This is a genomic window from Cupriavidus sp. (genome assembly GCF_057315035.1).
In genome coordinates this window covers 28,100-53,416 of the sequence record NZ_DBHKYV010000047.1, presented here as the reverse complement: position 1 = coordinate 53,416, position 25,317 = coordinate 28,100, and the positions used below count along the sequence as shown (strand labels likewise).

General features: G+C 65.6%; 17 protein-coding genes and 1 other RNA gene. 14 read left to right on the top strand and 4 right to left on the bottom strand.

Features of this window, described 5'->3' with window-relative positions:
* Nucleotides 1-144 precede the first annotated feature (144 nt).
* Nucleotides 145-471, bottom strand: a complete 327-nt coding sequence (trxA, locus tag ACO550_RS34465) for a thioredoxin TrxA (protein WP_315596650.1) — start codon at nucleotides 469-471, stop codon at nucleotides 145-147.
* 493 nt (nucleotides 472-964) lie between these two features.
* Between trxA and ACO550_RS34460 the strand changes: the two genes are divergently transcribed.
* The 3 genes from ACO550_RS34460 to ACO550_RS34450 all read left to right on the top strand — a co-directional run bounded on the left by ACO550_RS34460 (nucleotide 965) and on the right by ACO550_RS34450 (nucleotide 7,869).
* Nucleotides 965-1,255, top strand: coding sequence for a hypothetical protein (locus tag ACO550_RS34460; RefSeq protein ID WP_315596649.1), 291 nt, complete (start codon nucleotides 965-967; stop codon nucleotides 1,253-1,255).
* Nucleotides 1,256-1,319: 64 nt separating this feature from the next.
* Nucleotides 1,320-4,271 carry a PD-(D/E)XK nuclease family protein gene (locus tag ACO550_RS34455; protein WP_315596648.1) on the top strand — a complete coding sequence of 984 codons (2,952 nt, stop codon included), beginning with the start codon at nucleotides 1,320-1,322 and terminating at the stop codon, nucleotides 4,269-4,271.
* A gap of 7 nt (nucleotides 4,272-4,278) precedes the next feature.
* Nucleotides 4,279-7,869: a UvrD-helicase domain-containing protein gene (locus ACO550_RS34450; protein ID WP_315596647.1), complete on the top strand. Its 3,591-nt coding sequence runs from the start codon at nucleotides 4,279-4,281 to the stop codon at nucleotides 7,867-7,869.
* Nucleotides 7,870-8,164: 295 nt separating this feature from the next.
* On the opposite strand, the gene ffs is transcribed toward ACO550_RS34450, so the two are convergent.
* Nucleotides 8,165-8,263: signal recognition particle sRNA small type (gene ffs, locus ACO550_RS34445), an RNA gene on the bottom strand.
* Nucleotides 8,264-8,428: 165 nt separating this feature from the next.
* On the opposite strand from ffs, the gene ACO550_RS34440 reads away from it, so the two are divergent.
* From ACO550_RS34440 to ACO550_RS34415, 6 genes are all read left to right on the top strand, one after another.
* On the top strand, nucleotides 8,429-10,930 hold the full coding sequence (locus ACO550_RS34440; RefSeq protein ID WP_315596646.1) for an adenosylcobalamin-dependent ribonucleoside-diphosphate reductase: 2,502 nt from the start codon (nucleotides 8,429-8,431) through the stop codon (nucleotides 10,928-10,930).
* Between the two features lie 395 nt (nucleotides 10,931-11,325).
* Nucleotides 11,326-13,002, top strand: a complete 1,677-nt coding sequence (locus ACO550_RS34435) for a lactate permease LctP family transporter (protein WP_315596645.1) — start codon at nucleotides 11,326-11,328, stop codon at nucleotides 13,000-13,002.
* A 120-nt stretch (nucleotides 13,003-13,122) separates the two neighbouring features.
* Entirely contained in the window at nucleotides 13,123-15,513 is a 2,391-nt protein-coding gene (locus ACO550_RS34430) for a DNA polymerase III subunit gamma/tau (RefSeq protein WP_315596644.1), read from the top strand.
* A gap of 67 nt (nucleotides 15,514-15,580) precedes the next feature.
* Complete coding sequence (locus tag ACO550_RS34425) at nucleotides 15,581-15,907, top strand: YbaB/EbfC family nucleoid-associated protein (protein WP_092594129.1); 327 nt, start codon at nucleotides 15,581-15,583, stop codon at nucleotides 15,905-15,907.
* Between the two features lie 52 nt (nucleotides 15,908-15,959).
* Nucleotides 15,960-16,574 (top strand): recombination mediator RecR, encoded by a 615-nt coding sequence (recR, locus tag ACO550_RS34420; protein WP_315596643.1) that lies wholly within the window; start codon nucleotides 15,960-15,962, stop codon nucleotides 16,572-16,574.
* Nucleotides 16,575-16,583: 9 nt separating this feature from the next.
* Nucleotides 16,584-17,489: a LysR family transcriptional regulator gene (locus ACO550_RS34415; RefSeq protein ID WP_315596642.1), complete on the top strand. Its 906-nt coding sequence runs from the start codon at nucleotides 16,584-16,586 to the stop codon at nucleotides 17,487-17,489.
* Between the two features lie 20 nt (nucleotides 17,490-17,509).
* Here ACO550_RS34415 and ACO550_RS34410 read toward each other — a convergent pair whose 3' ends face one another.
* Both ACO550_RS34410 and ACO550_RS34405 read right to left on the bottom strand, forming a co-directional pair.
* Entirely contained in the window at nucleotides 17,510-18,844 is a 1,335-nt protein-coding gene (locus tag ACO550_RS34410; protein ID WP_315596641.1) for a diguanylate cyclase, read from the bottom strand.
* Nucleotides 18,845-18,877: 33 nt separating this feature from the next.
* Nucleotides 18,878-19,630, bottom strand: coding sequence for a transporter substrate-binding domain-containing protein (locus tag ACO550_RS34405; RefSeq protein WP_315596640.1), 753 nt, complete (start codon nucleotides 19,628-19,630; stop codon nucleotides 18,878-18,880).
* Nucleotides 19,631-19,917: 287 nt separating this feature from the next.
* On the opposite strand from ACO550_RS34405, the gene ACO550_RS34400 reads away from it, so the two are divergent.
* The 5 genes from ACO550_RS34400 (at nucleotide 19,918) to ACO550_RS34380 (ending at nucleotide 25,292) form a co-directional block, all read left to right on the top strand.
* Entirely contained in the window at nucleotides 19,918-21,114 is a 1,197-nt protein-coding gene (locus tag ACO550_RS34400) for a CaiB/BaiF CoA-transferase family protein (RefSeq protein ID WP_315596639.1), read from the top strand.
* Nucleotides 21,111-22,079 (top strand): hydroxymethylglutaryl-CoA lyase, encoded by a 969-nt coding sequence (locus ACO550_RS34395; RefSeq protein WP_315596638.1) that lies wholly within the window; start codon nucleotides 21,111-21,113, stop codon nucleotides 22,077-22,079. Before ACO550_RS34400 ends, ACO550_RS34395 begins: the two co-directional genes overlap by 4 nt.
* A 109-nt stretch (nucleotides 22,080-22,188) precedes the next feature.
* On the top strand, nucleotides 22,189-23,160 hold the full coding sequence (locus ACO550_RS34390) for a Bug family tripartite tricarboxylate transporter substrate binding protein (protein ID WP_485995102.1): 972 nt from the start codon (nucleotides 22,189-22,191) through the stop codon (nucleotides 23,158-23,160).
* Between the two features lie 193 nt (nucleotides 23,161-23,353).
* The gene (locus tag ACO550_RS34385; protein WP_315596637.1) at nucleotides 23,354-24,397 is read left to right on the top strand and encodes an ABC transporter substrate-binding protein; all 1,044 of its coding nucleotides are present in this window, start codon (nucleotides 23,354-23,356) and stop codon (nucleotides 24,395-24,397) included.
* 82 nt (nucleotides 24,398-24,479) lie between these two features.
* Nucleotides 24,480-25,292 carry an ATP-binding cassette domain-containing protein gene (locus ACO550_RS34380; RefSeq protein WP_315596636.1) on the top strand — a complete coding sequence of 271 codons (813 nt, stop codon included), beginning with the start codon at nucleotides 24,480-24,482 and terminating at the stop codon, nucleotides 25,290-25,292.
* The last annotated feature ends 25 nt before the right edge of the window (nucleotides 25,293-25,317 follow it).

Sequence of the window (25,317 nt, the reverse complement as noted above, 5' to 3'; positions counted from 1 at the left end):
CTAGGAGAAGGGGGAAGGAATGAGCGAACGCTCGGGGATTTGTTGGGTGGCATATTAGCACAATCCGGTCGGCGCGCCAGAACTGGCGCACGCGAGACCGGATCGTGCGTGCCGCGGCCGAACACCGCGGCCGGAACGGCTGGCTTAGACCTGCGCGTCCAGGAACGCCGTCAGCTGCGACTTCGACAGCGCGCCAACCTTCTGGGCGACCACTTCGCCGTTCTTGAACAGGATCAGCGTCGGGATGCCGCGGATGCCGAACTTGGCCGGCACCTGCTGGTTTTCGTCGACGTTGATCTTGGCGATCTGCACCTTGTCGCCGTAGTCCTTGGCAACTTCGTCCAGGATCGGGGCAATCATCTTGCAGGGGCCGCACCATTCCGCCCAGAAGTCGAGCAGGACGGGCTTGTCGGACTGGAGGACATCGGTGTCGAACGATGCGTCGCTCACATATTTGATTTGATCGCTCATGGCGGAAAACCTCTGGTTTCGCTCAGTTTATGTTGAAGGCGGAAATCTGCCGTGGGGCTGAACCGCTACCTTACACGAGATCGTGCAGGACCGCCGGACGGCAACGCTTGAAGCCACGCGCCGCCATTGACGCCGATATGTTACCAGCTTGCCGGATTTCAAGCCCCTCGGCCCACCGCATGCCGGATATCGCCTGCCTGGTTGGTGCATGGCGAAATGAACGGCGCATTCACGGTGGTCTTGGGTGCCATTCTGCCGCGTTGTTGCTCCTGCTGCCGATGATAGTTTCAATCGCGCCAAGAGGCTGGCTCAATCGGTATCACTCATCAGAGGTATTGTGTGTTGCGGGGCAGCAGGGCGGGCAGGGATTTCCCGTACGGGATCGGGCCGGGCATGATCTAGAATGCACTTGGAAGAGCAGCCTCCGCGCACGCGTAGAATGGCAGGCGCGGGCGTGCCAACTCCGCATCTTTTCGACAAAGGCCAACCGATCATGACGTCCGATCCCCGCAAGCCCGAAACCGATATCCCTGCCACCGACGCGCAGCAGACGCCGGACCCGGACCATCTCAGCGATGCGCTGGCGCACCTGAGCAGCGCGGTTGAAACCGACAGTATCGCCACCGGTGCCGCCAAGGGACTGGTCTACAGCGTGATGGAAACGCTGGGCGCGCTGATCGGCGACCCCGACCTGCCCGAACACGCCCGCTCCGGCTACGAAGGCCTGCTGGAGACCGCGCGCGAATTGCGCGCGCGCCTGGAACGCGGCGGCGGGAACCACTGATTGCGCGCTGCGCGCATCGGGGGCCCCGGGTTGCCCCCGGGATACGTTTCGGTACCTTGCATACATGACCCGGCTTTCATTTCCTCCCGGCCCCTCGTTCCTTGAGCAGGCCGCCACGGCGACGTGGTATTTCCTCGATCATTGCGGCCCCGCCGCGGCGGCTGCGCAAGTGGTCGTGCCCACGGCCGCGCAGATTCCCGGCGTGCGCCAGGCGCTCGATGCGGCCGCGCGCGCGGCTGGGCAGCCGCGCCTGTTGCCTCGCGTGCTGACGCTGGGCCACTGGTTGCTGGACCTGCCTCCCGATCTTGCGGCCGATCCCGCGCCGGTGCGCAGCCATGCGGCACGGCTGCTGGCGGTGCAACAGGCGATCCGTGCGCAGGACTGGCTGCGCCGCGCGTTTGGCGCGCAGACCGAGGGCGCGGCCTGGGGGCTGGCGCAGACGCTGCTCTCCATCAGCGACGAACTGAGCGCGCGCTGGCTCGAAGATGCCGCGGTTCGCGAGGACGACGATGTCGATGGCGACGATCGTGCCGCGCTGCTGCAGGGCGCGTTGCAACGTACCTATGCGCACCTGTCGGAGCGTTTTCTCGGGCAGGAAGCCCAGATCGTGCTGGCGTTCTGGCAGATGCTGTCGGGTCCCGATGATCCATTGCCGGCACGCCGGCGCGCCCTGCAGCGGCTGGCGCAACTGGTGGCGGGGCCGGTGGTCTGGATCGGACCGACACCGCCTGAACCGATCGAGGACGCGTTCCTGCAGCAGGCTGCCGAACTGGTGCCGACGCTGGTGGTCGGCTACGACTGGACCGGTGCCACGACCGGCACTGACGATGAAGATCCGGACTGGTATCGCACGCTGCTGGCGTTGTGGCCCGAGGCGCGGCGTGGCGACGGAATCGGCGACGCGATCGAAGACGGAAATGACGGCGGGAATGAAGGCGGGATCGACGACCGGATCGACGACGGGCTGCCGGCGTTGCCGCACACCATGCCCGCAGAGCGGGCGCGTGTGCGGGTCGTCGGCAGCGCCCGCTTCGAGGACGAAGCCACGGCGGCTGCCGACCAACTCGTGCAATGGCTCAACGAAGGCCGCAAGCATGTGGCGCTGGTTGCGCACGACCGCGTGGTGGCGCGGCGCACGCGTGCATTGCTGACGCGCGCCGGTGCGCCGGTGCGCGATGAAACCGGCTGGAAACTTTCCACCACGCGTGCCGCGGCGGCGCTGATGCGCTGGTTCGATGTGCTGGTGCGCGACGGCGATACCGCTGCCTTGCTCGACCTGCTCAAGAGCCCGTTCTGCCTGCCAGGCTCGCCGCATCGTGGCGCGGCCATCGCGCTGATGGAGCGCCAGATCCGGCGCGATGCAATCACCGGTGGCTGGGCCCGCCTGCGTCACCTGTTTGCGGAGCGCGAGCGCACCACGGTGGTCGATGCCGAGACCATGGAGGCCAGCGATGCCATGCTCGAAGTCCGCGCCGCGGCCCGTGCGTTGATTGCACGGCTGGCCGACGAAGCCGGCCAATGGCCGCGCGGTCTGGCCCAGCAGCCATTGTCGGTCTGGCTGACCCGGCTCGATGCCACGCTCGACACGCTGGACATGCGGACCGCGTTGGCCGCCGATGACGCAGGCCAGCAAATGCTCGATGCGCTGGCGCGCCTGGCCGACCTGACCGACGATGAAGCCGGCAGCCATGCCACGCTGAACCAGCAGGAATTTCGCGCGATGTTGTCGGCGCTGCTGGAATCGGTGGCCTACAAGGAACCCTCGGCGCCGAGCCAGTCGCGCATCACGATCCTGCCGCTCAATGGCGCACGTATGCGCCGCTTCGATGGGGTGGTGGTGGTTGGTTGCGACGATGCGCAACTGCCTTCGCGGGCGGCAGAGCTGATGTTCTTCTCGAACCAGATGCGCCGCGAACTCGGGCTCGAAGACCGCGAGGCACGCTTTGCCCAGCAGGCGCGCGATCTGGCCGAGGTATTGTTGAACAACGATGACGTGGTGCTCACGTGGCAACGCTATGGCAGCCGTGGCGAGCCGCATCACGTGTCGGGCTGGATCGAACGGCTGTCGGCATGCTGTGCACGCGCCGGTGTGCCGATCGAAGCCAACGCGGCGCCGCAACTGCTCGACACCTTCGCGCAACCGGGCTACATGCCGGCGCCGATCGCACCCGAGCGCGTGCCGGCCCGCTGGAGCGCTGCTGCCTACAACATGCTGCGCCGCTGTCCGTACCAGTTCTTCGCGGGCCGCATGCTGGGACTGGCCGGACTGGAAACGCTCAACGACGACCTTGAGAAGCGCGATATCGGCAACCTGCTGCACCGCGTGCTGCTGCAATACCACGAGGAGATCCACGCCAGCGGCGAGCGCGACGATGCGCGGCGGCTCGAGCGGCTGCGGCAGATCTCGGACACCGTGTTCGGCAAGCAGATCGCCGAGGATGGCAACGCCATCAGCTACTACCGGCGCTGGTGCGAGGTGCTGCCGTCCTATGTGGCCTGGCAGGCCGCGCGCGAGGAAATGGGGTGGGGCTGGCGTAGCGGTGAGCTCGATGCCGGGGTCGACATGGCGATGCCCGATGGCATGCCGCTGCGGCTGTCCGGACGCATCGACCGGCTCGACAAGGGGCCCGATGGCGCGCACGCGGTGCTCGACTACAAGACGCAGCCGGCCAGCCGCCTGCGTCGCAAGGCCGGCGATGCCGAGGAAGATTGCCAGCTTGCGTTCTATGGGCTGCTGCGTGCCGATGCCGTGGCCGGCAGCTGGGTGGCGCTGGAAGGCGTGAAGCAGGGCGGTCGCGATAGCGCACCGGGCGCGCAGCGTGAAGTCGACCTGCCCGAATTCCAGGCTGCCGTTACCTGGCTGGAGCGGCAGTTGCGGCAGGACGTCGGCCGCCTGCGCCAGGGCGCCAGGTTGCCCGCGTTTGGCGATGCCGCCGCCTGTACCTACTGCGAAGCCCGCGGCCTGTGCCGCAAGGGTTTCTGGGAATCCACCGCCTTGCCCGACCTCAACGCATGACTCTCGCATGACTGTTATCCAGGATATCCACGCCTATCTGCGCGACGGCGAGCCCAGTGCCGAGGCCGATTTCACACGCGCCGCCTGCGAGCCCACACGTTCGGTGGTGGTCGAGGCCTGCGCCGGCAGCGGCAAGACCTGGCTGCTGGTGGCACGACTGGTGCGCCTGCTGCTGGCTGGCGCCGCCCCGCATGAAATCCTGGCCATTACGTTCACGCGCAAGGCCGCCGAGGAAATGCGCGAGCGTTTGCTGGAAGTGCTGTCGCAACTGGCCAGCGGCAGCGACGAGGCCGTGCTGGCCCAGCTGGAAATGCGCGGGCTGTCTGCCGATGCCGCACGTGCCGCGTTGCCGCGCGCACGGCTGTTGCATGCGCAGGTGCTGGCATCGCCGGGGCGCATGGCGATCGACACGTTCCACGGCTGGTTCGGCACGCTGCTGCGCGGCGCGCCGCTGTCGTCGGGCATCGTGCCGGGTGCTTCGCTGCGCGAGGATGCGCTGCGCATGAAGCGCGAGGCATGGGCGCCGTTCTGGCGTGCGCTGGCCCAGCCACAGTATGCGGAGCTACGCGAAACCTACGAGCAACTGGTGGATGCGATCGGCGACTTCCAGGCACGCAGCCTGCTCGACCGGATGTTCCATGCGCGCAATGAATGGCAGGCATTTCGTGAAGCCGGCGACCCGGCAACGCTGCTGGCCGCCGATCTTGGCGAAGACGCCACCGAGGACGTACTGGTCGAGGCGCTGGCCGATGACGACTGGCTCGAAGACTGCGCGCAACTGGCGCTGACACTGGGGCGCGGCGGCAAGACCGAGCAGACGCATGCGTCGCGCCTGGTCGACGGCTTGCGCGCGGTCCGCGCGTGGCGCGATGCCGGCGCGGCACCCGGCGATGCGGCAACCCAGGCGTTCAACCTGCTGCGCAGTGCGTTCTTCACCGATGCCGGCAAGCCGCGCTCGATGAAGCGCACCACGGCGCTGGTCAAGGTCTGCGGCACCGAAGGGGCTGCCGATGAACTGGTCGCGCGCATGTCCGATCATTGCGGCCGCCTCGACGAGATTGCCGCTCGCCGCTGCGAAGCCGCGGTACTCGCCATCAACCTGGCGCTGTATCGGCTGGGCGATGCCTTGCTGGAGCGCTACCAGCGCTACAAGGGCGAGCAGCGCGCGATGGATTTCGCCGATCTCGAATCGCTGGCCGCGAAGCTGATGGCCGACGAGGAGACCGCCACCTATCTGCAGGTGCGGCTCGACGCGCGCTATCGTCATCTGCTGCTCGATGAATTCCAGGATACCAACCCATTGCAGTGGCGCATCCTGCAGGGCTGGCTGGCCGGTTACCAGGGCCTGGGCGACAAGCCGACCGTGTTCCTGGTGGGCGATCCGAAGCAGTCGATCTACCGTTTTCGCCGTGCCGATGCGCGCCTGTTCGACGCCGCGCGCGACATGTTGCAGGCCGAGTTTCGCGCCACCGTGCTGCGCACCAACCGTACGCGTCGCAACCGTCCCGAGGTGCTTGACTGGGTCAACGCCGTGTTCGACCACGCCCGCGCCGAAGGACGCTACCCGCTCTATGAAACACAGACGACGGCACTGGGTGGCCCGGGCGGGCCGGTCTGGCTGCTGCCGCTCGTGGAGCCCGATGATGCGGCCGATGAAGGTGACGTAGCCAATAAAACGGATTCCCCGGGCGACGGACATCGCGATACGCTGACCCAGCCACGCGTGCAGCAGGGCGACTCGCTACGCTTCGAAGAGGGTCGCCGTGTGGCCGCATGGCTGCACTATCTGCGCGACCACGTGCCGGTGCGCGAGGGTGAGCAGTCGCGTCCGGCCACCTGGCGCGACATGCACCTGCTGGTGCGCCGCAAGACCTATCTTGCCGACTATGAACGCGCCTTGCGCGAGGCCGGCATTCCATGCCTGAGCCCGCGTCGCGGCGGCCTGCTGACCACGCTCGAGGCGCTCGATATCTCGGCGTTGCTGGCTTTCCTGATGACGCCGGAATCGGATCTCGATCTGGCGCACGTGCTCAAGAGCCCGCTGGTTGGCGCGACTGACGACGACCTGCTGCTGCTCGCGGCGATGGAAGGCGAGGGCGGCTGGTGGATGCGCATGGGTGCGGCGGGGCTTCCGGAACATGTGTCCGAGGCATTGCGCAGCGGTGTGGCGCGGCTGCAGTCATGGCTCGCACTGGCACCGCACCGTCCCGTTCATGACTTGATCGACCATATCTACCATCGCGGCGAAGTGCGCCGACGCTATGCGGAAGCCGCGCCGTCGGCGATTCGCGAGCAGGTGCTGGCCAATCTCGATGCGTTCCTGAAACTGTCGCTCGACCTCGACGGCGGCCGGTACCCGAGCCTGCCGAAGTTCATCGACGAACTGCAGGAAATCCGGCGCGGCGACGAGGATGAAAGTCCCGACGAAGGTGGCATGGGCGAGGGCGTGGAGGACACCGAGGCCGAGCCCGACGATGCGGACGACGGTCATCTCGACGCCGTGCATATCCTGACCGTGCATGCGGCCAAGGGCCTTGAAGCGCCGTTCGTGGTGCTGCTCGATGCCAACCACAGCGCGCCGGCAGCAGACCGCGGCGGCATCCTGGTCGACTGGCCGCCTGCGTCGCCGGTGCCGCGGCATTTCTCGGCATACGGCAAACGCAGCGAACGCGGCCTGGCGCGCGCGCAGATGTTCGAGGCCGAAGCCGCGCTGGCCGAGCGTGAGAACTGGAACCTGCTCTATGTGGCGATGACACGCGCGCAGCAGGGTTTGCTGGTCAGCGGCGTCAAGGGGCGTAGCAGCAAGGCGGAGAGCGACGATGCACCGGGTGCCGAGATTGCCGGTAGCTGGTACGTACGTTTGGCGGCGGCGGGCGTGGGCGACGAAGTGACTGCCTACCCCGAAGCCGAGACCGTTGCTGCCGATACCGTGGCGCCAGCCAGCGAACGTGTGCGCTACGCCGATTTCCGCCTGCGTTTCCGCGACGCGGTCGAGCTTGCGCAAGAAGATGATGCGTTCGAGGACGATGCGGAATCGATGGTCTTCGATGCTGCTGCCGCCGCGCATGGTGAACTCGTGCACGCGTTGCTGGAGCGGATCACGCGCTATCCCGATACCTATGCGGGTGCGCCGGACATTGCCACGGTAATGCGCTGGTTCCCGCTCGCGGGCGCCGGTGCCCCCCAGGCACATGAGCGCTGGCAGCAACAGGCCGAGGCCGCCGTGGCGGATCTGCAAACGATGCTGGCGGCGCCGGCATTGCGGCCATTGCTGTTCCCGCACGCCGCGGTGGCGGCACGCAACGAAGTGGAGCTGTACGATGGCCGAGGCCGACTGCTGCGGATCGACCGGCTGGTGGAATTCGAAGACCGCGTGGTCATCATCGACTACAAGCTGCGCCTGCTGCCGCAGGAACACGCGTCCTATGGCGCGCAGCTGGCCCGCTATGTGGCGGCGGTCAAGCCAATGTTTCCAGGCAAGCCAATCGAGGCCGGCGTGGCCACGGCGGCAGGAGAGTGGATCGATGCGGAGTTGCTGCGCGCCGCGCCCCGACCGGTCGAACCAATCGCCACGACGCAACAAGGGTCGTTGTTCTGATCGAACAACCGGCGCAGAATAGGTTGGGTGTCGGTTTGCCATACCCCTGGTTTTCGCTCCCCTCTCCCGCATGCGGGAGAGGGGTTGGGGGAGAGGGCCAGCGTCTCAAGACGCGATATCGGCAGTTTGAACCGCCATGCCCTCTCCCCCGGCCCCTCTCCCATTGCATGGGCGAGGGGAGTGAACCAGCGGGGATCGATAAACGCAAGACGCAAGTCAACGTCCTGGCGTTACGCAGGAAAGCATTGAACTTGTAGGGAATACTGCGGAGAAGACCGCAAGAAAAAAGCAGAAGGGGGACGAGCCTGACCCTCGGCACTGGTAGAAAACGGCTGTGGCTGCTTCGTTCCCGACCTGACCAGGTTGACCGCGCCACCATGCGAGGAGGCCCGTCCGACCGGCATTGTAACCCAACCTGGAAAGCCAGGCAGAATTTAGTTGTTGTACTAGGGTTGTTCGACGGGCATTTGATCTGACACCGGGGTGGTGCGCGGCCATGCTGGCAGCATGGCGGACGGCAGATTTCAGCCGATACGTTCTCATCTAGACAGGTTGGGGCATGAACGCAAACGACCAGATTCTCCGCGGCGCACTCGTGCCGCAAGACATATCCATCGAAGTCCTTCAGGAAAAATACGCCAAGGGCGAGGAGCGCAGCATCGACGATGTGCGCCGTCGCGTGGCGCATGCGCTCGCGGAGGTCGAGCCCGCCGGTCAGCGCGAAGCCTGGGCAGCGCGGTTTCTCTGGGCACTCGACAACGGCTTCGTGCCGGCCGGGCGCATCAATTCGGCTGCCGGCACCGGCATCCAGGCCACGCTGATCAACTGCTTCGTGCAGCCCGTCGGCGATTCGGTCTCCGAGGTCAAGGACGGCAAGCCCAGTATCTATACGGCGGTTGCCCAGGCTGCCGAGACCATGCGGCGCGGCGGCGGGGTTGGCTATGACTTTTCGTCAATCCGCCCCGGCGGTGCGCTGGTCCGTGCCACGCATTCGCGGGCCTCGGGGCCGGTGTCGTTCATGAAGGTATTCGATGCATCGTGTGCCACGGTGGAATCGGCCGGCGCGCGACGCGGCGCACAGATGGGGGTGCTGCGCTGCGACCATCCCGACATCGAGAGCTTTATCCACGCCAAGGATCGCGGCGAACTGACCAACTTCAATATCTCGATCGGGGTCACCGACGCATTCATGCGCGCAGTGGAAGCCGATCAAGAGATCGAACTGATCCACGAGGCCCAGCCGGGCATGGACGTGATCGAGGCCGGTGCCTACCGGCGTGACGATGGCCAGTGGGTCTACCGGCGCGTGCCGGCACGGCGGCTGTGGGACCAGGTCATGCAGGCCACCTACGATCACGCGGAACCCGGCATCCTGTTCCTGTCGCGTATCAACGCGGACAACAATCTTTACTACTGCGAAACGATCGAGGCAACCAATCCGTGCGCCGAGCAACCGTTGCCATCGTACGGCTGCTGTTGCCTGGGATCGATCAACCTGACGCGCTTCGTGCGCCAGGCATTCACCGAACAGGCCGGTTTCGATTTCGCGGCGTTTGCCGAAGTGGTGCGGGTGTCGACGCGCATGCTCGACAATGTGCTCGACGTCACGTTCTGGCCGCTGCCCGAGCAGCAGGCCGAAGCGCAGGCCAAGCGCCGTATCGGCCTGGGGTTCCTGGGGCTGGGCAGTGCGCTGGTGATGCTGGGCCTGCGCTACGACACCGACGCCGCGCGCGAGCTGGCCGGCCGCATTTCGGAAACGATGCGCGACCATGCCTACCTGGCATCGGTGGAACTGGCTGACGAGAAGGGCCGCTTTCCGCTGTTCGATGCCGACGCCTACCTGCGGGGCGGCTTTGTGGCGCGCCTGCCCGAAGCGGTGCGCGACGCGATTCGCGAACATGGCCTGCGCAATTCGCACCTGCTGTCGATTGCGCCCACGGGCACCATCACGCTGGCATTTGCCGACAATGCGTCGAACGGCATCGAACCGGCTTTCTCGTGGACCTATAACCGGCGCAAGCGCATGCCGGACGACACCTATCGCACGTTCGAGGTGGCCGACCATGCATGGCGCCTGTATCGGCATCTTGGCGGCGATATGGAGCAGTTGCCCGACAGCTTCGTCACGGCGCTGCAGATGTCCGCGCTCGACCATATGCGCATGCTCGAAGCCGTGCAGCCGTATATCGACACCAGTATCAGCAAGACCGTGAACGTGCCGGAAGACTATCCGTACGAAGCGTTCCGCAATCTGTACCTGGAGGCGTGGAAGGCCGGGCTCAAGGGGCTGGCGACCTATCGGCCCAACCAGGTGCTCGGCGCGGTGTTGTCGGTCACGCCGGCGCCGGTGTCCGGGGCGCCCGAGGCTCCCGCGGCGGCCGCATCCGATGACGATCCGCTGGTGCGTCCGTTCGGCAGTCGCCCGCTTGGCGACCTCGAAGGCGTGACCTCGAAAGTCGAGTACCTGACCTATGAAGGCCACAAGACGGTCTACCTGACCGTGAACTTCATGCGCGTAGCGGGCACCATCGACGGCCAGCCGGTAGCCATCGAACGGCCGATCGAGTTCTTCATGCCGGCCGGCCAGCGTTCCGAAGGGCAGCAGTGGATCACGTCGACCATGCGGCTGCTGTCGATGGTGGCGCGCTCGGGCGGCCCGATTGCCAAGGCATTGGCCGATATGCGCAATGTGGTCTGGGACAAGGGCACGGTCCGCTACGGTTCGCTGGTGCGCCAGGACGGCACCGAGGTGCCACGCTTCCACGATTCGGAAGTGGCGGCGTTGAGCTATGCCATCCAGCGCATCCTGATCAAGCGCGGCTTCCTCGACGATGAGGGTGGACAGTTGCCGGTGGTGGCCCTGTCCGCGCGCCTGGCCCGGCGCGAAGGCGGCGAGGCCGCGGTGGCGCTGGCCGCCCAGGCGGACCCGGCGCCCTCGGGCAAGGCCTTGGCCGGCATCGGCACCGGCAAGCCGTGTCCCGAGTGCGGCGCCCATGCGTTGCACAAGGTCGATGGCTGCGCCAAGTGTGCGAATTGCGGCTACGTGGGGGAATGCGGTTAGGCGCTACGAAAACCTGGCGGCTTGTGCGGTACTTGTGCGGTACTTGTGCGGTACTTGTGCGGTACTTATGCGGTACTTATGCGGCACGTATGAGGTACTTATGCACCAGCGAAGGTCGCGCCCCCATCACATGACCTATTTCTAACGATCGTTTTAAGGAGTACGCTGCGCGCGAGGGTGAGGTGCGCCAGTCTGCCCCCGAACAAACCCTGATCCGTGAATCCGGTTCATCACATCGATGACCGGATTTTGGGTCGCGAGCCGGGAACCCATCCTTACAATCCCCTTTCTGTCAGGCGCGCGCGGCGTTTGCTGCGCTTGTCCTGACATATGCAGTCCGGTTGCCCAGGCCCGTCAGAGGAAGGCAGCCGTATCAACCAGAGGAGGATTCAATCGTGTGGAGTCAAGTCTATGACCCGCTCGGCAGCATGGCGCTATCCACCATTGCCGCAGGGGTTCCGGTTGTCGTGCTGCTTGCAGCACTGGCGTTCTTTCACATGCAGGCCCACCTGGCGGCCGGACTGGCGCTGATAGTCGGTATCTCCGTCGCGTCGTTCGTGTTCGGCATGCCGGCGGCCATGGCTGGCAAGGCGGCAGGGCTGGGCATCGTGTCGGGCCTGTTCCCGATCGGCTGGATCGTCCTCAACATCATCTTCCTGCACCGGCTGACTACCTTGAACGGGTCATTCAAGGTGTTGCAGAACTCGATCTCGGGCGTAACCGAGGATCGGCGCCTGCAACTGCTGCTGGTGGCCTTCAGCTTCGGTGCATTCTTCGAAGGCGCGGCCGGCTTCGGCACGCCGGTGGCCGTTACGGGCGCCATCCTGATCGGGCTGGGCTTCTCGCCGCTGGCCGCGTCGGGCCTGGCGCTGATTGCCAACACCGCGCCGGTGGCGTTTGGTGCACTTGGTGCGCCGATCATCGGCCTGTCGTCGGTGACTGGTATTGACCAGGTGCAACTGTCCGCGATGATCGGCCGCCAACTGCCGTTCTTCTCGGTATTGGTGCCGTTCTGGCTGATCTGGGCATTCGCGGGCTTCCGCGGCATGTTGGCGATCTGGCCGGCCATCCTGGTGGCGGGTGTCAGCTTCGCGGTGCCGCAGTTCCTGGTCTCGAACTTCCACGGCCCGTGGCTCGTGGACGTGATCTCGGCGCTGATCTCGATGGGCTGCCTGACGATGTTCCTGAAAGTCTGGCGTCCGAAGGAAATCTGGACCTCGACCCGTATCCTGGGCCGCCACGACGATTCGAAGGTCGACCACCCCGAGGCGCTCGAAGCCGACGCCAAGGCGTCCGCCGCTTCGGTCGGCATCTCGGTGGTCAAGGCCTGGATGCCGTGGGTGATCCTGACCGTGTTCGTGTTTGTCTGGGGCATCCCCGAATTCAAGAAGTTCATGGATGGCATCTGGCTGTGGAAATATCCGATCCCGGGCCTGGACAAGCTGGTCATCAAGGGTCCGCCCGTGGTGCCGAAGGAAATTGCCGAAGGCGCCGTGTTCAATTTCAACGTGCTGTCGATGGCGGGCACCGGCATCCTGGTATCGGCACTCGTCGGCGGCCTGCTGATGGGCTACTCGATTCCGCGCCTGTTCAAGGAATACTGGGAAACCATCAAGCTCGTGCGCTACTCGCTGCTGACCATCTGCGCGATGTTCGGCATTGGCTACCTGACCCGCTACTCGGGCCTCGATGCCACGCTGGGCCTGGCGTTTGCGCAGACCGGCGTGTTCTACCCGTTGTTCGGCACCATGCTGGGCTGGCTCGGGGTGGCGCTGACCGGTTCGGATACCGCGTCGAACGTGCTGTTCGGTGGCCTGCAGAAGACCACGGCCGAACAACTGGGCCTGTCGCCTACGCTGATGGCCGCGGCCAACAGTTCGGGCGGCGTGATGGGCAAGATGATCGACGCGCAGTCCATCGTGGTGGCATCCACGGCCACCAAGTGGTACGGCCACGAGGGCGAGATCCTGCGCTACGTGTTCTTCCACTCGATCGTGCTGGCCATCCTGGTCGGCCTGTTCGTGACGCTGCAGGCGTACGTGCACCCGTTCACGCTAATGGTGATTCACTGATCTTGTGACGGTTTGCTCCGGAACAGGCAGTATTTACAAAGCCCCGCCCCATTGCGGGGCTTTTCCATTGGCGCCCATGTCAGCGATGGTTGGTGGCCGCCTTTTGCTACAATCGCCGCCATGAGTTATCAAGTTCTAGCGCGCAAATGGCGCCCACGGGATTTCACCACGCTGGTCGGCCAGGAGCACGTGGTCCGCGCGCTCACGCACGCGCTGGAACAGCAGCGGCTGCATCACGCCTACCTGTTCACCGGCACGCGTGGCGTGGGCAAGACCACGTTGTCCCGGATCCTGGCCAAGGCCCTCAACTGCACCGGCGCTGACGGCAACGGCGGCATCACGGCCCAGCCGTGCGGCCAGTGCAAGGCCTGCCAGGAAATCGACAGCGGGCGCTTCGTCGACTATATCGAGATGGACGCGGCGTCGAACCGCGGTGTCGACGAAATGGCGCAGTTGCTGGACAAGGCGGTCTATGCACCGACGATCGGCCGCTTCAAGGTCTACATGATCGACGAAGTGCACATGCTGACCAACCACGCCTTCAACGCGATGCTGAAGACGCTGGAGGAGCCGCCCGGTCACGTCAAGTTCATCCTGGCCACGACCGATCCGCAGAAAATCCCCGTCACCGTTCTGTCACGCTGCCTGCAGTTCAACCTGAAGCAGATGCCGCCGGGGCATATCGTCTCGCACCTCGACCATATCCTGGCCCAGGAAGGCATTGGCCACGACGGCAGCGCGCTGCGCCTGCTGGCGCAGGCCGCCCATGGTTCGATGCGCGATGCGCTCTCGCTGACCGACCAGGCCATTGCCTACAGCGCCGGCCAGGTATCCGAGGAAGCGGTGCGCGGCATGCTTGGCGCGATCGACCAGAGCTATCTCGTGCAACTGCTCGATGCGCTGGCCGCCGAGGATGGCGCCACGATGCTCGGTATTGCCGACTCGATGGCCGACCGCAGCCTGTCGTTCGCGGGTGCGCTGCAGGACCTGGGTTCGCTGCTGCACAAGATTGCGCTGGCGCAAGCCGTGCCGGCATCGGTGCAGGACGAATGGCCCGAGGCGGAGGAGGTGCGCCGCCTGGCCGGGTCGTTCGATGCCCAGGAAATCCAGCTGTTCTACCAGATTGCCAACCTTGGCCGCAGCGAGCTTGCGCTGGCGCCCGACGAGTACGCCGGGTTCACGATGACGCTGCTGCGCATGCTGGCCTTCCGGCCGTCCGCGACACCGGCCGCGCCGGTGGGCGGGCAGGGTGGTGGCCAGCAGGCTGCACGGCCGCGTCCGGCGAGCACGCCGACCGCTCCGGCGCCGCGTGCGATGGCAGCGGCTCCCGCGGCTGTCGCGCCGGCACCGGTCGCCGCACCAGCCTTGGTCAGGCCTGAGCCAGTCGCCGCGCCGAAGGCCGAGCCCAAAGTCGAGCCCAAGGTAGAACCCAAAGTCGCGCCCAGGGTTGATCCGGTTGCCGAAGTCGAGGCACCGGCGATTGCCAATGAAGCGCCCGCGCCAGCCGCGAGCCGCGCCGCGATGTCTCCGGCACGCGCGGCGCTGGAGGCGGCACGCCAGGCTTCGGCTGGCAAGGCGGGTGGTACGCGCCCCGCAAGTGCCGGTGCGCCGCCGATGGCCGGTGCCACGGCTGCTGCCGCGGCCAGCCAGCGTCCGGCGGCCCAGCCGCTGCGTCCGCCATCGGCAACGCGTCCGGCAACGGCCACGCTTGCCGCACCAGCCCAGCCAGTCCAGCCAGTCCAGCCGGCCCAGCCAGTCCAGAAGGCACCGCCCGCGGCGGAAGCGGTGCGCGAGCGTTCGACCCCGGCAGCCCGGCCGCCCGCCGAGGTGCCTCCCTGGGAGGCCGCTGGCGGTGGCGATGTGCCGCCGTGGGAGGCCTTGCCGGCCGACATGCCCGTGATTGGCCCCTACGATAGCGATCCCGGGTTTGACCCGGGCTTCGGCGGTTTTGACAACGGTTTCGAATCGGACAGTTTCGAGCGCGCGCCGCGTGATGCGCGCCGTGCCGCGCCGGCGCCCGCGCAGGCGTCCGCACAGGCGCGCAAGCCAGAACCCGAGCCGGAACCGGCCGTGCCGCTGGCACCTGCCGTTCCGCCCGTGGCACCGAGCGCGGCCGACGACGGTACGCCAGCGGTATTCACCGAAGACTGGCCCACGCTGGCTGCGGCCCTGCCGTTGAAGGGGCTGGCGCAGCAACTGGCGCTGGAAAGCGAACTGCATCGCGTGGTCGGCCGTACGTTGCATTTGCGCGTGCCGATGGCCGCGATTGCCGAGACCAAGGTCGTCGAGCGGTTGCAGGTCGTGCTTGCTGAAAAATTTGGCGTCGAAGTCCGCTTGCAATGCGAGATCGGCGCCGTGACCCACACGGCGGCGGCTGTCGATGCCGCGGCGCGCGCCGAGCGTCAGCGCGAGGCCGAGGCCGAGATTGACCGCGACCCGTTTGTACAGGGTCTGCTGCGCGAGTTTGGCGGGCAGATCGTCCCGGGCTCGGTCCAGCCGCGCGCCGCCTGAATTCCAGAGGCGGCCACCCTCAGGAAAGCGCCGCCCATCCACCTACACGTATCCAAGGAGTGATTCCATGATGAAAGGTCAACTGGCCGGGCTGATGAAGCAAGCCCAACAGATGCAGGACAACATGAAGAAGATGCAGGAGCAACTGGCACAGATCGAGGTCGAGGGCCAGTCCGGCGCCGGTCTCGTGAAGGTGCTGATGACCTGCAAGAACGACGTGAAGCGCGTAACCATCGATCCGAGCCTGCTGGCCGACGACAAGGACCTGCTGGAAGACCTGGTCGCCGCCGCGTTCAACGATGCCGTGCGCAAGGCCGAGGCCACCACGCAGGAAAAGATGGGCTCGATGACTTCGGGCCTGCCGCTGCCCCCGGGCTTCAAGCTGCCGTTCTGATTGCTGCCTTGATTGGTGCTCCGATGCTTCAGGCAATGAAAGCGGTGCCACGATGAGGGCGGCACCGCCTACCTCGCTGCAGGCGCTGATCGAGGCGCTCAAGGTGCTGCCCGGCGTGGGGCCCAAGTCGGCCCAGCGCATGGCCTACCACCTGCTGCAGCACGACCGCGACGGCGCGCGCAAGCTGGGCGACGCGCTGCGCGGAGCCGCCGATGGCATCCGCCATTGCGTGCGCTGCAATACGTTCACCGAGCAGGAGATCTGCGAGACCTGCCGCGACACCGCGCGCGACGCCTCGCTGCTCTGCGTGGTGGAAACCCCGGCCGATCAGGTCATGATCGAGCAGACGCTGACCTATCGCGGCCAGTATTTCGTGCTGATGGGGCGCCTGTCGCCGCTCGATGGCATCGGCCCGAAGGAAATTCATCTCGACCGCCTGCTGGCGCGTGCTACCGACCCCGAGTACGGCGGTCCGGCCACCGAGGTGATCGTCGCCACCAATTTCACGAGCGAAGGCGAGGCCACCGCGCACTATATCGGCGAGATGCTGAAGGCGCGCGGACTCAAGGTGTCGCGCCTGGCGCGTGGCGTGCCGGTGGGTGGCGAACTCGAGTACGTCGACGCGGGCACCATCGCCCGCGCCGTGATGGACCGGCGCACGCTGTAGCGGACCACCATGAACCTGGCGCGTTTCGACCTCGTCACGCTGGGCCTGTTCGTGGCCGTGGCCCGGCAGGGCAGCATCTCTGCCGGTGCACGCCAGTCGCACCTGGCCGTGGCCGCAGCCAGCAAGCGGATTTCCGACCTGGAGACCGCGGTCGGCGCGCCGCTGTTTTTCCGGCATGCGGCCGGTGTCCAGCTGACCGAGGCCGGACAGGCGTGCTTTCATCATGCGCTGACCATCCTGCAGGACGTGGAGCGCATGGCCGGCGTGATGTCCGACTATGCGTCGGGCGTGCGCGGGCAGGTTCGCGTCTGTGCGAACACCTCCGCCATCACGCAGTTCCTGCCCGATGATCTGGCGCAGTTCATGCGTCAGCATCCAACGATCCGCATCGAACTCGAGGAACACAACAGCAGCGATATCGTTGCCGCGTTGATGGAAAACCGGGCCGACGTGGGCATCTTTGCCGATCGCACGCCGTGCGCGGGGCTGGTTACGGTGGAGTACCGGCAGGACGAGCTCGTCATCATCACGCCACCCAACCATCCGCTTGCGCAACGTGGCGAAGTGCACTATGCCGACGCGCTGGAGTTCGACTTTGTCAGCCTGCCGCAAGTCACGTCGCTGGCCGCCCGCCTGCTCGAGGAAAGTAGCCGGCTGGAACGCCAGTTCCGCCTGCGCATCCAGGTACGCAGCTTCGATGCGATGTGCCGCATGGTGATGGCAGGCATGGGCGTGGGCGTGCTACCGCGCATTGCGGCCGAGCCGCACGTGAAGTCGATGGGGTTGTCGCTGGTATCGCTCAAGGATGCCTGGGCGCGCCGCTCACTGCTGATCGGCATGCGCGATCCGGCTGGCCTGACCGTTTCGGCACGCCTGCTGATCACGCACCTGTGCGGCGAGCGGGCGCCGTTCTGACCCGCGCCACGGACATACAGTCACGCCGTCAGCGGAGCGTCATCGGCATACTCGACGCGGTCGCGGCCGTTCCTCTTGCTGCGATACAGCGCCTGGTCGGCGCGCGAGATCATGCCGTGAATCGTATCGCCGTCCTGCACGCAGGCCACGCCAAGGCTCGCGGTCATCGGTTCCTGCACCGAGAATTCCCGTTCCGACACGGCCTGGCGCAGTAGCTGGGCAAACTGCACGGCCTCCTGCAGGCTGGTATCGGGGCAGATCAGCAGGAATTCCTCGCCACCCCAGCGGCCAACGGTGTCGGCCGGGCGCTTGGCGTCCAGGATGCATTGCGCCATTTCCACCAGTACACGGTCGCCAATCTGGTGCCCGTGGTTGTCATTGACCGACTTGAAGCGGTCTACATCCATCAGGATGATCGAGAAGCGGCTGCCGTCGTCGCGGCTGCGCTCCAGCGCGCTGGTCAGCACGAGGTCGAGCCGGCGCCGGTTGTACACGCCGGTGAGCTGGTCGGTCATCGACAGCGTTTCGAGCAGGCGGTTTTTCTCGACCAGCTCGGCCTGGGTAGCCTGGATTTGCGCGAAGGCATTGTTGCTGCGCTGGATGGCCGCGCGCACCGTCATTTCGGCCTCGGTACGCTGCGCGATGATCTGCTTGAGCCGGCGCAGTACCTGGTTGAAGCCGTCGATCACGCTGTCGAACTCCGTGCGACCCAGCCGTGACAGTTCGTCGAGTTCGTCGCCATGGCTCGAGGCCAGCTGGAACAGCGCCCGCTGCAGGTTTTGCAGCGGCTGGAATACCATGCGCAGGCCAAACGTCAGCAGCAGCACCAGCACCACGTCGATGGCGGCTACCTCGGTCACATTCTGGATCATCGCCGCGCGCAAGGTCTTGCGCATCGGGTCGCGGCTGAAGCGGACCACGGCCTTGCCGATGGCCTGCTGCCGGCGTGCCTCGTCGATGCCGGCCGGGGGATGGATCGAGACCTCGCCCAATGCGTCATGCGGATTGGCCACGGTACAGGGTGACATGCCGGCTGCGGTGGGCCGGCCGCCGGTTGCGTAGGTTTCCTGTCCATCGGGCGAGAACACGCAGGCCTCGCTCACTTCGGGATGAATCAGCGTGGCCTCCAGGCGGGTGCGCAGGATGCCCACATTCAGTGCCCAGGTTGGCTCGGCCAGATTCGTCGCAAGACTTTCCAGCACCTCGGCGCGGGTGCGCTCGAACCGCTGCTCCAGATCCTGCCGCAGCTGCCATTGCCGGTGCGTGGCGAAGGCACCCAACGTTGTCGTGGTGACAACGATGAACAGCACGATCATCCTGTTCCGGATCGAGTGAACCGGTGGCGGCAGTGGCATGAAGGGCGCGATCCTGGGGAATCAGGGGGCATTCTATTCATCCACCGCCTTGTTGAATAGCTGGCGGAACCTCGCTAGCTCAGGATGCAACACCTCGTACGGCTTGCTGAAGCCGATATGGACGGTCTCGGTCTTGACGGTCAGCACGCGTCTGGACTTGTAGCGCATGCGTTCGGGCAGGCCCTGGGCTTCCAGCGCGACCAGCGCCTCGTTGAGGACCACGCTGGGATTCACCACGCAATCGATCTCGCCCACCAGCATCTTCTTGACCAGGTCCTGGAACTCGTGTCCCTCGATGATCTCGATCTTGCCGGCCCTGGCGAGCTCGAAAAAGCGCGGGCCCGGGGCCAGGTAGCCGCGCTGGTTGCCGAACTTCAGTCCGATGAAATCGTCGGGATAGGTCTTGAAGGTACGGCCCTGGATCGAGTCGCGATTGCAGTGCACCGCGACCTCCTCGGCATAGAACGCCTTGGAATGATTCAGGAACGGCCGGTCGCCGGGACGGTAATACACCCCCAGGATGCCGGCACTATTGCCGTTCCTGGCCTCCTCGACCACGCGCGCCCACGATGCGAAGCGGATTTCCACCTTGTAGCCGGGAATCCGTTTCACCACGCGCATCAGGCTTTCGATGTACGCGCCCTTGGGTACGCCGTTTTCTTCGTAGGACTGTGGCCGCTGGCCGGCCTCCGAGTACAGCACGATGGTGGTCTGCGCCTGCGCGAGCGGGGCCGCCGCGAGCAGGCAGGCGGCGCAGAGGATCCGGCAAAGGCGTTGGAATGGCATGGTTGTCGGGGGCCTCTGGAGAGGCGGTGATGCCGGGGCTGCCTGGCAGCGGAACATACCGTGGGCTCGCGCGGCATGAGCCTGTGCCGCGAATAACGGCGGCTTTTGCCCTGAGGTTGACCCTGCGGGAGGGTGGGATCAGGGTAAGCCCCGATCCTTCGCATTCCGAGATAGCCCGCTTTCCGGAATGCCGATTCCGCATCACCCGCCGCTGGGGCACACTCCGTCGAAACAAAGCAACAAAGCCAATCCCGCGACGGGTCAGATTTACGGAGACGCTCCCCAACATGGCGCAACAGATTCTTAATGGCATCAAGGTCCTGGAACTCGGACAACTGATTGCCGGCCCCTTCGCCGCCAAGACCCTTGCCGACTTCGGCGCGCACGTGGTCAAGGTGGAACCGCCCGGGCAGGGCGATCCGCTGCGCAAATGGCGCATGCTGCACGACGATACTTCGGTCTGGTGGGAGGCGCAATCGCGCAACAAGCAGTCGATTGCCATCGACCTGCGCCAGCCCGAAGGCCAGGCGCTGGTACGCCAACTGGCCGCCGAAGCCGATGTGCTGATTGAAAACTTCCGCCCCGGCACCATGGAGAAATGGGGCATGGGTTGGGATGCGCTGCACGCCGCCAACCCGAAGCTGATCATGGTGCGGGTATCGGGCTATGGCCAGACCGGCCCCAAGAAAGACGAGCCGGGCTTTGCCGCGGTGGCCGAAGCCATGAGCGGCCTGCGCTACCTGACCGGTGAGCCGGGCCGTCCGCCGGTGCGCGCGGGCCTGTCGCTGGGCGACACCATTGCGGGCCTGCACGGCGCGCTGGGTGTGCTGCTGGCACTGTACGAACGCGACGCACGCGGCGGCAAGGGCCAGGTCATCGACGTGGCGCTCTACGAATCGCTGTTCAACCTCAGTGAAAGCCTGTTGCCCGAGTACTCGGCGTTCGGGGCGGTGCGCCAGCCGGCTGGCGGGGCGCTGCCGGGCATCGCGCCGTCGAACGCCTATCCGTGTGGCTGCGGCGAGTATGTGCTGATTGCCGCCAACGGCGATGCGATCTTCCGTCGCCTGATGGCGGCGATGGATCGCAATGACCTCGGCGAAGACCCGGAACTGGCGCGCAACGACGGTCGCGTAAAGCGTGTCGACGAGATCGACGCTGCGATTGCCGCGTGGACCAGGACCCAGACGGTAGCCTCGGCGCTCGAGGTGCTGCGCGGTGCCGACGTGCCGTCGGGCCGCATCTATTCGGTAAAGGACATCGCCGAAGACCCGCACTACCGCGCACGCGGCGTGATCGAAACCGTGACATCGGCCAAGGGCCTGGAAGTGGAAGTGCCGGGCATCATCCCGAAGCTGTCCGGCAACCCCGGCGCCATCCATGACCGCGCGCCCACGCTGGGCGAGCATACCGATACCGTGCTGGCGCAAGCCGGCCTCGATGGCGCAGCCATCGCCGATCTGCGTGCCCGTGGAGTGATCGCATGAGTGCCCAAACCTATCCGCTGGCCGGCCCGGCCAGGATCGAGATCAATGAAGTGGCGCCGCGCGATGGCCTGCAGATCGAGTCGCATATCGTGCCAACCGAAGGCAAGGTGGCCTTTGTCAATGCGCTGGCCCATTGCGGCTTCGCACGTATCGAAGCCACGTCGTTCACATCGGCTCGCGCCATTCCCGCACTGGCCGATGCCGAAGCCGTGATGCACCAGGTGGAGCGTGTGCCGGGCGTGCGCTACACGGTGCTGGTGCCGAACCTGCGGGGGCTTGAGCGCGCGCTGTCGTGCCATCCCGACGAGGTCAACCTGGTGATGTCGTCCAGCGAGACGCACAACCGCGCCAACCTGCGCATGACGCGCGAACAGTCGAAGGCCCAGTTGCTGGCCATGATTGCCGAGGCGGGCAAGGCAGGAGTGCCCGTGAACATCTCGCTGTCGACGGTGTTCGGCTGCCCGTTCGAGGGCGAAGTCAGCGAGGCTGACGTGATGGCCCTGGCGCATGCGTTTGCCGATGCCGGCGCGGCCGGTATCACGCTGTGCGATACCACGGGCATGGCCTATCCGAACCAGGTGGCCGCGCTGTGCGAAGCATTCCAGCGTGCGCTGCCGCAAGTGGGTCTGACGATCCATCTGCACAACACGCGCGGCATGGGCCTGGCCAATGCCATGGCCGCATGGCAGACCGGCGTGACGCGTTTCGATGCCGCGGCCGGTGGTCTTGGTGGTTGTCCCTATGCGCCCGGCGCCAGCGGCAATGTCAGCACCGAGGAGCTGGTGCATATGTTCGTGTCGATGGGTGTCGATACAGGGGTCGACCTGAACGCGCTGTTGGGTGTGGTCGGTGGCGTATCGGAACTGGTGCAACGCGAGGTGCCGAGCCAGTTGCTGCGCGCCGGCGCGCGCCTGCGTACCCATCAGCCGCCGGCCTGGATGGCGGAGTTCTTCGCCAACGCCTGAATATCGCCTGACTTATCAACTGACTTAACAACTGACTTAACAACTGACTTAACAACTGACAGTTACCCAGTTACTTCAGTCCCCCAAATAAAACATACGGAGACAAACCATGAAACGCACACTGATCGCCAGCGCCATGCTGGCAGGGCTGACCTGCGCCGCCACCGTGCAGGCGCAGGACGGCGGCTATCCCAACCGTCCGGTCATGCTCGTGGTCTCGGCCGCCGCCGGCGGCACCACGGACCTGGCCGCACGACTGATCTCGGAGCCGCTGTCGAAGGCGCTGGGCCAGTCCGTGGTGGTCGACAACAAGCCGGGCGGTAACGGCACCATTGCCGCACAGAACGTGCAGCGCGCCAAGCCCGATGGCTACACGCTGCTGGTGCAGTACTCCGGCTATCACGTGATCACGCCGCTGCTGACCAAGACATCGTGGGATCCGGTCAAGGATTTCGCGCCGGTGGCCAACCTGCTGTCGGCACCCCAGGTGCTGGTGGTGCGGCCGAACCTGCCCGTGAAGTCGCTCAAGGAACTGGTGGCCTACGCCAAGGCCAATCCGAACAAGCTCAACTACGCGTCGTCGGGTAACGGATCGCTGCAGCACGTGTCGACCGAACTGCTGAACCAGATGGCCGGCATCCAGATCACGCACGTGCCATACAAGGGCACCGGTCCGGCGATGACGGACCTGCTCGGTGGCAACGTCGACATGACCATCACCACGCCGCCGCCGCTGATGGGCCATATCGCCGCGGGCAAGCTGCGTCCGCTGGTGGTGACCAGCAAGAATCGGATCGAAAGCCTGAAGGACGTGCCATCGGCACCGGAGGCAGGCTACCCCGACCTGGACGTGTCATCGTGGTTCGCGATGTACGCGCCGGCCGGTACGCCCAAGGCGGTGATCGACCGCCTGACTACCGAGATCGAGAAGATCATGAAGACCGAGGCATTCCGCAAGAAGGCCGAGGAACTCGGCGCCGAGGCGCGCTACATGAACCCGCAGCAGCTCGACCAGTACCAGAAGGCCGAACTGCAGCGCTGGGCCAAGGTGATCAAGTCCGCCAACATCCACGCGGAATGACATGGCGCGGCAAGCTGTTTGAAAGGGCAGCGGCGTAGCATGATCGCCGCCGCGCTTGTGCCGACATTAGGTGTAGATCCCGATGCGGATCGATGCCGTGTCCGGTAGCATCGCCGGGAGCCGCATTGCGGCATCCCGGCTTTCGCGCGTCGCGCCCTCATTCAAATCAGAAGTAAAAAGGCAGGAGAGCAACATGTTCAACAAACCTTTCTGGAAGCAGCTGCTGATCGCCCTGGCGCTGTTCCTGGCAGGCTGGTTCACGTTCGGCAGCGCGTTTGCGCAAGGCAAGCCCGAGAAAACGAAGGTCACCATCGCAGTGGGTGGCAAGAACCTGTTCTACTACCTGCCGCTGACGATTGCCGAGCGCCTGGGCTACTTCAAGGAAGAGGGTCTCGAGGTCGAGATCGTCGACTTTGCCGGCGGCGCCAAGGCGTTGCAGGCCGTGGTGGGTGGCAGCGCCGACGTGGTGTCGGGCGCCTACGAGCACACCATCAACCTGCAGGCAAAGGGCCAGCAGTACCGTGAATTCGTGCTGCAGGGCCGCGCGCCGCAGATCGTGCTGGTGGTATCGAACAAGACCATGCCCAACTTCAAGTCGATTGCCGACCTGAAGGGCAAGAAGATCGGCGTGACCGCGCCGGGCTCGTCGACCAACATGATGGCCAACTTCGTGCTGGCCAAGGCTGGCCTGAAGCCGTCCGATGTGTCGTTCATTGGCGTCGGTGCCAGCGCCGGTGCCGTGGCGGCGATGCGCTCGGGCCAGATCGACGCCATGGCCAACCTCGACCCGGTGATCTCGATGCTGACGCAGAAGAACGAAGTCAGCATTGCCTCGGACACGCGTACGCTCAAGGAAACCCAGTCGGTGTTCGGCGGCAACATGCCGTCGGGTTGCCTGTATGCGTCGACCAAGTTTATCGAGCAGAACCCGAATACCACGCAGGCCATGACCAATGCCATGGTGCGCGCACTGAAGTGGCTGCAGAAGGCTGGCCCGTCGGACATCGTCAAGACCGTGCCGGAAAGCTACCTGCTGGGCGACCGCGCGCTGTACCTGTCCGCCTGGGACAAGGTCAAGGAAGCCATCTCGCCGGACGGCACGATGCCGGCCGATGGTCCGAAGACCGCGTTGAACACGCTGCAGCAGTTCGACCCGGAGCTCAAGGGCAAGTCGATCAAGCTGGAAAACACCTTCACGAACACGTTCGTGCAGAAGGCCAACGCCAAGTACAAGTAAGCCGTTCGTCCCACGGGACGCCCCTGTCGCCCGCCGCGCATGACCCGCCCGGCGGGCGAATGTTTCTCAGAGCCATGCCGTCATGAGCACGCCTGCACTTTCCCTAGAAAACGTGACCTGTACCTTCGTCTCGCGCGAAGACCGCGCACAGCGCTATACCGCTGTGCGTGATGTCACGATGTCCATCCAGCCCGGCGAATTCCTTTCCGTGGTCGGTCCCACCGGTTGTGGCAAGTCCACGCTGCTGAACGTGGCGGCCGGCCTGCTGGAGCCCTCCACCGGCGAGGTGCGCGTGTTCGGCGAACCGCTCAAGGGCATCAACGCGCGGGCCGGCTACATGTTCCAGGCCGAGGCACTGATGCCGTGGCGCAGCGCGCTGGACAACGTGATTGCCGGCCTGGAATTCCGTGGCGTGCCACGCGCCGAGGCCGTGGAGCAGGGCGAGGAGTGGCTGCGCCGCGTGGGCCTGGGCGGGTTTGGCGACCGCTATCCGCATCAGTTGTCGGGCGGCATGCGCAAACGCGTCAGCCTGGCACAGACGCTGGTGATGGATCCGGACATCATCCTGATGGACGAACCGTTCTCGGCGCTCGATATCCAGACGCGCCAGCTGATGGAAAACGAGGTGCTCGACCTGTGGGCCGCCAAGCGCAAGGCCGTGCTGTTCATCACGCACGACCTCGACGAGGCCATCGCGATGAGCGATCGCGTGATGGTGCTGTCGGCAGGACCGGGCACGCATCCGATCGGCGAATTCGTGATCGACCTGCCGCGTCCGCGCGACGTGGCCGAAATCCGTAACCATCCGCGCTTCGTGGAGCTGCATGCCGCCATCTGGGACGTGCTGCGCGAAGAAGTGCTCAAGGGCTATGCGCAACAGCGCAAGGTGGCCTGATTACCCGACTGGATAACAACAAGAT